12 protein-coding genes are annotated in these 10,745 nt (G+C 73.8%); 7 read left to right on the top strand and 5 right to left on the bottom strand.

Features of this window, described 5'->3' with window-relative positions:
• Window positions 1-525: alpha/beta fold hydrolase (locus KDL01_RS34145; protein WP_212532823.1), on the top strand; the 525-nt coding region annotated here is incomplete at its 5' end.
• A 59-nt stretch (window positions 526-584) separates the two neighbouring features.
• On the opposite strand, the gene KDL01_RS34140 is transcribed toward KDL01_RS34145, so the two are convergent.
• Both KDL01_RS34140 and KDL01_RS34135 read right to left on the bottom strand, forming a co-directional pair.
• Entirely contained in the window at window positions 585-1,157 is a 573-nt protein-coding gene (locus KDL01_RS34140) for a hypothetical protein (protein WP_212532822.1), read from the bottom strand.
• A gap of 89 nt (window positions 1,158-1,246) precedes the next feature.
• The gene (locus tag KDL01_RS34135; RefSeq protein WP_246577396.1) at window positions 1,247-2,101 is read right to left on the bottom strand and encodes a helical backbone metal receptor; all 855 of its coding nucleotides are present in this window, start codon (window positions 2,099-2,101) and stop codon (window positions 1,247-1,249) included.
• Between the two features lie 116 nt (window positions 2,102-2,217).
• Between KDL01_RS34135 and KDL01_RS34130 the strand changes: the two genes are divergently transcribed.
• Genes KDL01_RS34130 through KDL01_RS34110 form a run of 5 tightly spaced genes read left to right on the top strand, consistent with a single transcriptional unit; the run spans window position 2,218 to window position 7,499 of the window.
• Entirely contained in the window at window positions 2,218-3,228 is a 1,011-nt protein-coding gene (locus KDL01_RS34130) for a 3-oxoacyl-ACP synthase III family protein (protein ID WP_212532821.1), read from the top strand.
• 5 nt (window positions 3,229-3,233) lie between these two features.
• Window positions 3,234-3,965, top strand: coding sequence for a glycosyltransferase family 2 protein (locus KDL01_RS34125; RefSeq protein ID WP_246577397.1), 732 nt, complete (start codon window positions 3,234-3,236; stop codon window positions 3,963-3,965).
• 20 nt (window positions 3,966-3,985) lie between these two features.
• Window positions 3,986-5,488, top strand: coding sequence for a class I adenylate-forming enzyme family protein (locus tag KDL01_RS34120; RefSeq protein WP_212532819.1), 1,503 nt, complete (start codon window positions 3,986-3,988; stop codon window positions 5,486-5,488).
• Entirely contained in the window at window positions 5,485-6,570 is a 1,086-nt protein-coding gene (locus KDL01_RS34115) for a cytochrome P450 family protein (protein WP_212532818.1), read from the top strand. Before KDL01_RS34120 ends, KDL01_RS34115 begins: the two co-directional genes overlap by 4 nt.
• Window positions 6,561-7,499 (top strand): NAD-dependent epimerase/dehydratase family protein, encoded by a 939-nt coding sequence (locus KDL01_RS34110; RefSeq protein ID WP_212532817.1) that lies wholly within the window; start codon window positions 6,561-6,563, stop codon window positions 7,497-7,499. The genes KDL01_RS34115 and KDL01_RS34110 overlap by 10 nt, the downstream gene beginning before the upstream one ends.
• Here the strand turns inward: KDL01_RS34110 and KDL01_RS34105 are convergent.
• Complete coding sequence (locus tag KDL01_RS34105; RefSeq protein ID WP_212532816.1) at window positions 7,429-8,547, bottom strand: AAA family ATPase; 1,119 nt, start codon at window positions 8,545-8,547, stop codon at window positions 7,429-7,431. The two genes, KDL01_RS34110 and KDL01_RS34105, sit on opposite strands and share 71 nt — an antisense overlap.
• Window positions 8,544-9,215: a nicotinamide riboside transporter PnuC gene (gene pnuC, locus KDL01_RS34100; RefSeq protein ID WP_212532815.1), complete on the bottom strand. Its 672-nt coding sequence runs from the start codon at window positions 9,213-9,215 to the stop codon at window positions 8,544-8,546. Before pnuC ends, KDL01_RS34105 begins: the two co-directional genes overlap by 4 nt.
• 185 nt (window positions 9,216-9,400) lie before the next feature.
• Here pnuC and KDL01_RS34095 point away from each other — a divergent pair, with 185 nt between their 5' ends.
• A complete protein-coding gene (locus KDL01_RS34095; RefSeq protein WP_212532814.1) occupies window positions 9,401-9,691 on the top strand; it encodes a hypothetical protein in 291 nt (96 codons plus the stop codon).
• Here the strand turns inward: KDL01_RS34095 and KDL01_RS34090 are convergent.
• Window positions 9,622-10,716 carry an acetylxylan esterase gene (locus KDL01_RS34090; RefSeq protein ID WP_212532813.1) on the bottom strand — a complete coding sequence of 365 codons (1,095 nt, stop codon included), beginning with the start codon at window positions 10,714-10,716 and terminating at the stop codon, window positions 9,622-9,624. The two genes, KDL01_RS34095 and KDL01_RS34090, sit on opposite strands and share 70 nt — an antisense overlap.
• Window positions 10,717-10,745 lie beyond the last annotated feature (29 nt).

Here is a 10,745-nt window from a genome sequence, read left to right as displayed (position 1 = left end):
GTGTTCGGGCACTCCTCCGGCGCCGTGCTCGCGCTCGAAGGCGCCCGCCACGGCCTGCCGATCGACCGGCTGGCCGTCTACGAGCCGCCCTACAGTGCGCAGGACCAGCCGCTGCCCGCCGTCGAGGTGTATCAGCGGCTGAAGAACCTGGTCGCGGCCGGGGACCGGAACGGGGCGGTGGAGCTGTTCCTGCGCGAGCTGATCGGCGTGCCGGAGCAGGGGATCGCCGGGATGAAGGCCGACGCGAGCACCTGGGCGTTCCTGGCCGACAAGGCGCCGAGCCTGCCGTACGACGTGCTGCTCGCGGCGCCGTGGGAACGGCTGGTGCCGGACCGGCTGGCCGGCGTCGAGGTGCCGGTGCTCGCGGTCTACGGGGACCGGACGGCTCCCGAACTCGCGGCGGCCACGAAGGCGGTGGCGCGGATGGTGCCCGGCGCGACGCTGGCGGTGCTGCCGGACGAGGACCACGCGGTGCTGCAGCGGCCCGACGCGCTCGCGCCGCTGCTCCAGACGTTCTTCGACTGAGTCGCCCGCACGGGAAGCCCGCGAGCCCGCAAGCCCGTGGGCCCGTCAGCCCGGGAGCGTCAGTCCTCGGTGTCGAGCTCGAGCATCTCCATATAGAAGGCCTCGAACATCCGCAGCGCGTCGGACAGGTCGAGCGTGCGCAGGGCCCGGCCGTGCGCGGCCTGGGTCTCGGCCCGGTCCCCGATGTTGCGGGCACGGGCGTAGCCGCGGGCGGTGGGGAAGTCCCAGGACTCGGGCAGCAGCGTGGGGCGGGCCGTGTCGGCGGGTACCAGGCCCCGGTTGACCAGCAGATTCGCCGTCAGATGCTGGGCCAGCAGCAGGCCGCTCGCGGGGGAGCGGGAGAACTCGCCGACCACGTTGCCCCAGCTGGCCAGATAGTAGGCCCGGTCGCGCTCGCTCAGCGGCAGCGGGTTGAGCTCCGACGCGTGCAGGGCGTAGGTGCGTGCCCTTCCCGCGCCGGGGCGGGGCGGTGGCCCTGCTAACTCCGGCACCCCGAGGTCTACGGACGCGACGAGTTCGGCGTATTCGCGCTCGAACATCCGGTCCTCGTTCCGCGTCCTCCACCACGTCGAGGCGCGGCCCAACACGAAGCCCGCCGCGAGCGCGATCGTGACGGTGGCCCACACGCGCATCGCGTTCCACCATCCTCTCCCTGTGTGACAGCCGTTTTCCGATCAGGTCCCGGCTACCCGATCCTCGGCGGGTCACACGGGGATCGGCGTCATTGCGCCGAACGCGTGGCGCCGCGCCACCCCGCGCCGGTGAGTTGACCGGCCAGGACCTCGCGCGCCCGGACCAGGCTCGGGCCGTACCAGGTCAGGTGGCGGCCGCTGACGAGCGCGGCGGGCAGGCCGGGGAACGCCTCGGGTCCGTCGTGCGCGGCGAAGGCGTACGGCTCGTCCGGGAGCACCACCAGATCCGCGCCCGCCGCGCGCAGCGTCTCCAGCGGGACGGCCGGGTAGCGCTCGGCGTGGTGCGCGTAGAGGTTGGCCACGCCGAGCCGGGCGAGCAGGTCGCCGGCGAAGGTGTCGCGGCCGAGGACCATCCACGGCCGCCGCCAGATCGGCACGATCGCCGTGCGCGGTGGCAGCGCGGCGCCCGCCACCGGTGACGACACTGCGCCGGGGCCGGGGGACCACGCCGCGACCGCCTCGTCCAGCCAGGCGGGCCGGTCCAGGCCGCAGGCGAGCGTCAGCAGCCGGTCCAGCGAGGCGAAGGCCTGGTCCAGGGTCTGTACGCGGGTGACCCACACCGGGATTCCGGCGGCCCGCAGCGCGTCGAGATCGGGCGCCCGGTTCTCCTCCTCGTTCGCGATCACCAGATCCGGCCGCATGGCGGCGATCCGGGGCGTGTCCGGATTCTTCGTCCCGCCGATCCGCTCGGTCTCGAGCTCGGCCGGGTGGGTGCACCACGCGGTGGCGCCCACGATGAGCCCGGGCGCGCTGACCGCCACGGCCTCGGTGAGGGACGGCACCAGCGAGACGACCCGCCGGACCGGGCGGGCGAGGGGTACCGGCAGGCCGAGATCGTCGAGTTCCGTGCCGGGCGGGGGCGGCGAGTGCATGGTCTCTGTCATACCGCAGGCTCCCGGGGCACGACGCCGCCCACGCCCCACGATCTGAGCCCGTACACCCGCCGCCGTTGAGTACCCGTACTCAAGCCGCGCCGGACCGGCGGCGCCAGCATGAAGCCATGGACATCCAGCCTCCCGCCGTCGGGATCACCGCGAGCGGATCGTGCCTTCCGGCCCGTCAGCTGACCACGCAGCAACTCCAGGACGCGGTCGGCGCAGGCAGCGGCCTGCACCTGGCCGACGGCATGTTCGAGAAGATCACCGGCATCCGCACCCGCCGCTTCGTCGCCGAGGGCGAATACGCCTCGACCCTGGCGATCGGCGCGGCGCGCACGGCGCTGGAGCACGCCGCGCTCGACCCGCTCGAGATCGACCTGCTGCTGTTCGCCTCCGCCACCCGCGACCTGGCCGAGCCCGCGACCGCGCACGTGGTGCAGGCCGCGCTCGGTTCGCGGGCGCACGCGCTGGACCTGTCGAACGCCTGCAACAGCTTCGTCAACGGCATCGACACGGCCCGGGCGATGATCCTGGCCGGGCGGGCCCGGCGGGCGCTGGTGGTGACCGGGGAGACGCCGAGCCGGGCCGTGCGGCTGAGCCCGGCCGACCTGGACGAGCTGCGCGACGGGTTCGCGGGCTACACCTTCGGCGACGCGGGAGCGGCCGTCGTGCTCGAGGCCGTCCCGCGCGGCGGGATCCTCGACATCGACACCGAGACCGCGTCCGAGCACTGGACGCTCGGCGGCATACCCGGCGGCGGGTCGCGCCACCCGCGCGGCGACGAGCACACCTACTTCCGCGGCAGCGGCCGCGAACTGCGCTCGGTGTTCGAGAAGATCGGCGCGGACATCCTGACCCGGGTCGCGCGGCGCACCGGCTTCGGCTGGGACGCGTACGCCCGCATCCTGGTGCACCAGGTGACGCTGCCCTACCTCGAGCGCTTCCTCGAGCTGACCGGCGCGCCCGCCGACCGGCTCGTGGTCACCGTCCCGGAGCTCGGCAACCTCGCCAGCGCCACGCTCGGGGTGCAGCTGGCCCGGATCCACCCCGAGCTGCGCACCGGGGACAGGGTCCTGATGATCGGGCTAGGCGGCGGGGTCAGCCTGATGACGATCGTGTGGGAGGTGTCGTGACCGAGCTGTGGGTGGTGATCCCCGCCTACCAGGAGCAGGCCAGGATCCCCGGGGTGCTCGCGGCGCTGGCCGGGCAGCACGACCGCGACTTCACCCTGCTCGTGGTGGACAACGGCTCGACCGACCGGACCGTCGAGCTCGTACGCGCTTTCGGCACCGTCGCGCCGTTCCCGGTCGAGGTCGTGCTGGAACCGGAGAAGGGCGTGGGCAGCGCGGTGGACACCGGCTTCCGCTACGCGATCGCGCACGGCGCGAGCCTGCTGGCCCGCACCGACGCCGACTGCCTGCCGCGCCCGGACTGGACCGCGCAGGCCCGCGCTGGGCTGCTGGAATCCGGCGGCCTGGTGTGCGGACGCGTGCTGGCCCGGGCCGACGAGCACGGTCCGGTCGGCCGCGCGGTGTTCCGCACCCTCGTCGTGCTCGGCGCCACCTTCGGCCGGCTGCGGCCCGCGCACCGCCGCCGGCACGGATATCTGGTGCCGTATCGGATGCACGCGGGCAACAACATGGCCATCACCGCGCGGCTCTACCTGGCCGTCGGCGGGATGCCGCGCCGGCCCGCGCCCACCGACCGGATGTTCATCAACCGGGTCCGGCGCCACACCACCGCGATCGTGCACCGCCGGGGGATGATCTCGCGCAACTCCACCCGCCGCATCCGGGCGTACGGGGTGGTCGGGACGGCCCGCTGGTATCTGGAGCGCGGGGCCGGGGCGCGCGCCGTCGACCCGCGATGAGAAGGGGTACGGACACCGCGATGACGCTGGACCTGCTCGACCGCACCCTGCGCCGCGACCCGCACCGCCCGGCCCTGCTCGGCGCCGGACGCGACGGCGCCCCGCGCGTGCTCGCCCGCCGCGGCGAGATCGCAGACCTCGCCGACGCGTACGCCGCGTCCCTCCGCTCCCGGCACGGACTGCGCGGCGGGGACACGCTCGGCGTGGCGGTCCGGCCGGGGCCGCGCTCGCTCGCCGTGATGCTCGCCGCGCACCGCCTCGGCTTGCGCGTGGCCGTGCTCGACCCGAGTGCGGGCCCTGACGTGCTGCGCGCCCGCCTGGCCCTCGCCCCGCCCGCGCTCATCCTCGCCGACGCGGCGGCCCAGGCGGTGGCCGGATGGGCCGCGCCGCTGGCCCGCCGCGCGCACCTCGCGCTGCCGCCGCTGGGCAGGCTCGGCGCGGCGGTGGCGACGGTGGGGCCGCGCCGGTTCGGATGTGCGCCCGCCCTCGACCTTTCCGCGTCCGCATTCCTTAGAGACCCGGTGGCCACGGCCAACGGCGACGGTGACGCAGTGATCGTCTTCACTTCGGGGACCACCGCGGCGCCGCGGGCGGTCGTGCACAGCCGGGCCTCGCTGGCCGCGGGCATGAGCGCGGTGGCGGATCTCGTCTGCCCGCGGCCGGGCACGATCGTGCTCGGCGGGACCTTCTTCGTGCTCGTACCGGCGCTCGCCGCCGGGGCGACGGTCGCGCTCCCGGCCCGCACGCCGCAGCGGCTGAACCGGCAGATCGTGTCCCTGCGCCCGGACGAGACCTATCTGACCCCGCCTCAGGCCCGCACGGTCCGACACTTCACGGGACGGGTCTGGACCGGCTCCGCCCCGGCCAGCGCGCAGCTGCTCGGGCGGATCCGCGCGGCGGGCGCGAGCGAGGCGTGGAGTGTCTACGCGCTGACGGAGCTGTTTCCGGCGGCCGCGGTCGAGTACGCCGAGAAGGCCGCGTTCGCGGACGTGGGCGACCTGGTCGGCAGGCCGTTGCCGGGGGTGCGCGCGAGACTCGCGGACGACGGGGAACTGCTGCTGACCGGGCCGGGCGCGCGGGAGCGCTACCTCGGCGAGGCGCCGGACCCGTGGATCCGCACGGGGGATCGGGCCACGCTCGCGGCCGACGGGAGCATCGTGCTGGCCGGACGGTGCAAGGACATGGTGCTGCGACGGGCCGAGAACATCTATCCGGGACTGTATGAACCCTCCCTCCACCTGCCCGAGGTGGAGTCGGCGCTGCTCGTCGGCATACCGGCCGGCGGGCGCGGCGGTGACGACGGCGACGAGCGGCTGGTCGCCCTGATCCAGCCGCGCGAGGGCGCGGACCGGGGGAGGTTGCGCGCAGACCTCGAGGTGCCGCTCGCCCGGATGGGCCGGGCCCGCCCGGACGCCGTCGTGTTCGGCGGCGTCCCGCTGGCCGGCCGCTCCCGGAAGCCGGACCGGCAGGAGGCGGCGCGGCTGTGCGCCAGGCTGTGCGACCGAGGGCCGGGCCGCCGATGAGCGCCCGTTCGCGGGACCGCCGCGTCTACCTGCGCAGCCATCCGCTGCTGTTCGCGCTGCTGAGCGCCACCAGGCCGCTGCGCGTCGTCCGGCTCGGGCATACCGTGCTCGTGCACGACCCGGACGTGTACCGGGAGATCCTGACGAACGTGCCGCTGGACCGCGAGGCCGAGGGCACCACCGGCGGCTCCGCGGCCCGATTGGCCGGCGGCGGGACGCTGTTCGACCAGGCGGGGGAGCAGCACCGTGACGCGCGACGCTCGCTCGCCGCAGAGCTGGGCGCGGCCGGAGTGGCGCGGCTGCGCCCGATCTGGCAGGACGTCATCGAACGCGGCCTCGCGGCTCTGCCCGGCCCGGTGGACCTGGTGCCGCTCGCCGAAGACATCGCCGGCGCGACCGCCTGCGCCCTGACGCGCTGCCCGGCCGACCCGCGCACGCTCGCCGAAGCCGCCATCGCCGCGGCGGCCGAGGCGGCACACGAACACCTGCCCGGCCGACGCGACAAAGCGCAGGCCGACCGGGCTCGGCAGGCCGCCGAGCGGCTCAGTGCCCTATTACCAGAGCCCGTGGACGCGATGCTGGCCGTAGCCGCCGTCAACACCACCGTCGCCGCGCTGCCGCGTGCCGCCGCGTGGTGCGCGCGAGCAGGGCTCTGGGACGAGGTCTCACCCGAGCTCGTCAGAGAACTGCTGCGCCTCCTCGCCCCGACCCCGTTGCTGCCCCGAGTCGCCGCGGCGGACGCAGTGATTCAGGCAGGCAGGGAAGGCCAGGCAGGCCGCAAAGACTTCCAGGTCCGCAAGTCCGACCGGCTCATCCTCATCGCGCGCCACGCCGCCGAATCCCACCGCGACACGGCCGCCGACCCGCAGGCCGCCGCCCAGGCGGTGTTCGGCGCGGGATCGCACGCCTGTCCCGGAGCGAACCTCGCCCGCGCCCAACTGGCCGACTTCCTCAGCGCGCTCGCTCCGCACCACCCGAGCGTGCGCAAAGCCCGGGCCGCCCACGAGACCGCGCTACCCGGCTACGCCCGCCTGATCGTCGAAGGCAGGATCGCGGAAGACAGGACACGGATATGCGCGTAGCCGTCACCGGCGCGAGCGGATTCTGCGGGGCCCACGTTGCACGCGCGGCAGCCGCCCGCGGCGATGAAGTGCTCTGCCTCTCTCGCCGCGAAGGCCCCGTGGGCACGCACATCCCGTGGGACGCGGCGAGCGAGGTGCCGGACCTGCGCGGCGCCGAGGTCGTGGTCCACTGCGCCGCTGCCGTCGGCGACCACCAGCGCGGCAGCGCGGCCGAGGCGGAGCAGGTGGCCGTGAACGTGCACGGTACCGAGCGCCTACTCGAGGCCGCGGCGAAGGCGGGAGCCGCGATCGTCCACGTCAGCAGCGCCAGCGTGTACGACACGAGGAGAAACAGGGACCTGATCACTGAGGACCATCCGGCCGAAGCGGGCCACCTCAACGCATACGGCGCCACCAAGGCCGTCGCCGACCGTGCAGCGCAGGCGGCGGGAGCCGTCGTCCTGCGCCCGCGTGCCGTATACGGGGACGGCGATCCGCACCTGCTGCCCAGGCTGCTCGCCTGCCAGCGCAGAGGGCTGATGCCGCTGCCCGGGGGTGACGTCATTCTGAGTCTCACCGCCGTGGAAACCCTGGCCGATGCCTGCCTGGCCGCCGCTACCTGGCCACCCGGTGCCTACAACATCGTCGACGCCGAGCCTTACCCGCGCGACGACGCGGTACTCAGCGTCCTGAGGGCGTTCGGCCGCGGCCCGGCCCGGATCGTCCACGTCCCGCCGGCCGTTCTGGCGATCATCGGTGCCCTGTCGATCGCGAGGCTCACGCCCTACGCGCTCGACCAGCTGGCCCACACCGTCGTCCTCGACTCCGCCAAGGCCCGGCGGCAGGGGTTCGCCCCGACGCGCACGCTCGCGGACTACCTCAGCCGAGCGGGTCGGCCAGACCCCAGCCGCGTGCCAGCAGATCGTCCACCGCCGCGACCGCGCGGGTAAGGCGCTCCTCCCGGCTGCCGGTGACCTCGATCCACGGCGTGCCCTGCGCGGCCAGGACCTCGCGGAACCGGCCGGTCATCCACGCGCGCAGGTGCTCGCCGTCGCGCAGGCCGTCGTCCTCGAACGGCACGCCCTCGTCGCCGGTCAGGATGTACAAAGCGCGCGGCGGCATCGACGTGGCGGCCGCGGCGACCTCGGCGGTGATCGCACCCCGGTAGCGCTCCTGCCACACCGTGGTGGCCAGGGCGTCGGTGTCGCAGACCAGGACCGGGCCGCCGCGCCGGGCAGCGTGGTCCTCGTCCGCGCTCTGCCGCTCGGCCACGTCCAGGAAATCCGAATCCTGCCAGACCAGGTCGAAGATGCTCGGCTCCGCCCGGCCTTCGCGCACGGCCAGGGCCCGGGCCACGGCCAGCTTCACCACCGTCAGCGTCCTGCCGTACTCCGGCACCCACCCGGTCAGGGCGTGCGCATCGCCGCGGGCCCGCAGCGATGCGGCGAGGCCGAGCGAAAGCGTGGTGGTGCCGGTCGACTCCGCGCCGACCACGACCACGCGGCGGGCGAGCCACGCGCGCACCGCCGGCTCGATCAAGCCCCAGTGCGAGATCGGATCGGCACGCACCTTCGTCGCCGAGATCGGCACGGCGGCGCGCGCCGGATCCAGCAGCACGGGCGCCGCGTCGAACCGGCGGGCCAGCTCGGCGCCGTAGGGCTCGGAGCTGAAGACCGCGTCGACCGGAACGTGCGCGTGCCTGCCGGTGGTCAGAGCCTCGCGCATCAGGGCGACGTGCCCGGCCCAGATCCCGTCGTCCTCGTAGTCGATCTCGAGGTCGTCCATGATCCCGACCACGTCCACGTGCGTGTCGGCGAACGCCTCGCGCAGCCAGCCGACCCGCGCGGCCAGCGGGATGCTCTCCACCGCCGACGCCATCACGACGACGCTCACCCGCGCGCACGTCGAGGCCGCGGAGTCGACGAGGAAGTGGTGGCCCGCGTGCGGCGGGTAGAACTTGCCGATGATCATGCCGTGTTCGAACGCCGGATTAGTCATGCCGCGGCCACGTTCCCCAGGCCGGCGGCCCCGGGGTCGGCGTCGCGCGGGCCGATCTCCTTGACCCAGGCGCGCAGCCCGAGTACGCACAGGCCGAGAAAGAGCACGTACACGATGCCGGTGAGATACAGCACCTTGACGAAGTAGAGCGGCACGTAGATCACGTCGGCGGCGATCCACAGGTACCAGTTCTGCAGCTTCTTGAGGTTGAGCAGCCACTGCGCGGCCAGCGAGAGCGCGGTGGTCAGCGCGTCCCAGAACGGCGCGATGTCGTGCGCGGCGCTCAGGATCGCGGTCAGGCCCCAGGTCGCCGGGACGACCAGGAGCAGCAGCGTGCCGACCAGTCGGCCAGAGGCCCGGCCCATCATCCGCCGGCCGCGCCGCTCGCCTCCGTGCAGCCACTCCCACCAGCCCAGGAAGCCGAGCGCGAGGTAGACGATCTGCAGCGAAGCGTCCGCGTAGAGCCGGGCGGTCCAGAACAGGACGAGGAAGAAGACGTTGTTGGCGATGCCGATCGGGAAGTTCGCGATGTGGAACCTGACGGTCAGCCACACGCACGCGGCGCCGGTGACGAATCCGAGCAGTTCGGACCAGGTCACCGCGTCCTGCCCGAAGTGGAACAAGACCACCTCGAGCGGTGCCGTCCAGGAGTCAAGCCAGTGCCCCATACCCCGATCCCCCCTGACTTAGCGTCAGATTGACGATAACTGCGGGCACGATAGCGCGCCGCGCAGGGGCAGGTCAACGCGGTGGGCGCGCCGGGTCGAGGCCGGTGTGCGCCGATCTCGGCCCACCGCACGGGTTTTTCCGCATGGAGGGCGCATGATCCCAGGTCACGGGGGAACCCGGGGGCATGGCTATGGAGTGGAAGAAGCACCAGGGCGCGGCGGCCATCATCCTGCTCGCGGCCGCGATCATCGCAGGGATCATCGTGCTCCACATCATCTTCGTGGTGATCGGAGCGAACGGTCATAACAGCATCGTCTCGACGATAGGCCAGTGGTCCTCGCATCTGGCCGCGTGGTTCAAGGATCTGTTCAACACCAACAGCGCCCGGTGGAACGTGGTACTCAACTACGGCTTGGCGGCGTTGGCGTACCTGTTCGTCGGCAGGTTGGCGGCAAGCCTCGTCGAGCGGGTCTGATCGGCGACGTGCTCGCGCAGCCAGAGCAGCTGGCGGCGCGTGTGCACGGCGTCCCCGCCCTCGTGGTGGTTGAAGGGGTAGACGTGGACGGCGCGCTCCGGACGGTCGGCGTCCGACGGCGCGTCCGTCCCGGCTGCCGTGCGGCCGGTGCCGTAGAGGTTGTAGGCCGCGAACACCCCGCTGGGCGGGCACACCGTGTCGCGCAGGCCCACGCCGAAGTGGGCCGGCGCCTCGGCCCGGCGCACGAAGTTCACCGCGTCCACGTAGGACAGGGTCCGGCGCACCGCGTCCTCGGCGCCGCGGTGCACGGACAGGTACGCGACGATCTCGCCGTACGGCGCGGCGTCGGTGATCTCGATCGCGCGCTGGATCTGGCACAGGAACGGTGCGCTGGCGATCACCGCGGCGAGGTCCGGGACCAGCCCGGCCACGGCCAGCGCCAGTCCGCCGCCCTGGCTGTTGCCCGCGGCCGTGACCCGCGCGGGATCCACGCCCGGCAGGGCCCTGACGGCCTCGACCGCGCGCGCGGCGTCGGTGATCAGGCGCCGGTAGTAGTACTGCTCGGGATCCTGGATGCCGCGGGTGACCGCGCCGGGGCCGCCGGGCGCGGTGGCGTGCGGGTCGGGGGTGTCCCCGCCGCTGCCGTACAGATCACCCTGGCCGCGGCTGTCCATCAGCAGATGCGCGTACCCGGCGGCGGGCCAGGTCAGCCGCTCGTGCGGCAGGCCCCGGCCACGGCCGTAGCCGAGGTACTCCACGACCGCAGGCAGCGGCGCGTCCGGGTCCACCGCGGCCGGACGGGTGTACCAGGCGCGCACCGGGTCGCCGCCGAAGCCGGAGAAGGTCACGTCCCAGGTGTCGAACAGCCGCAGCCCGGTCGGCTCCGCCGGGCGCAGGTCGAGGATCGGCGGACGGCCGGCGGCGGTGGCCAGCGAGGCGCGCCAGAACGCGTCGAAGTCGGCGGGCTCGGGGACCTCGGGCGCGTAGCTTTCGAGCTGGGCGAGGGGGAGATCGAACAGGGCCATACGAGGGCTCATTCCTGGACGGGCCGGCG

The organism is Actinospica durhamensis, from assembly GCF_018139695.1.
GTDB classification, from domain to species: domain Bacteria; phylum Actinomycetota; class Actinomycetes; order Streptomycetales; family Catenulisporaceae; genus Actinospica; species Actinospica durhamensis.
The sequence above is the reverse complement of the archived record's forward strand: the minus strand, read 5'-3'. Positions and strand labels throughout refer to the sequence as shown.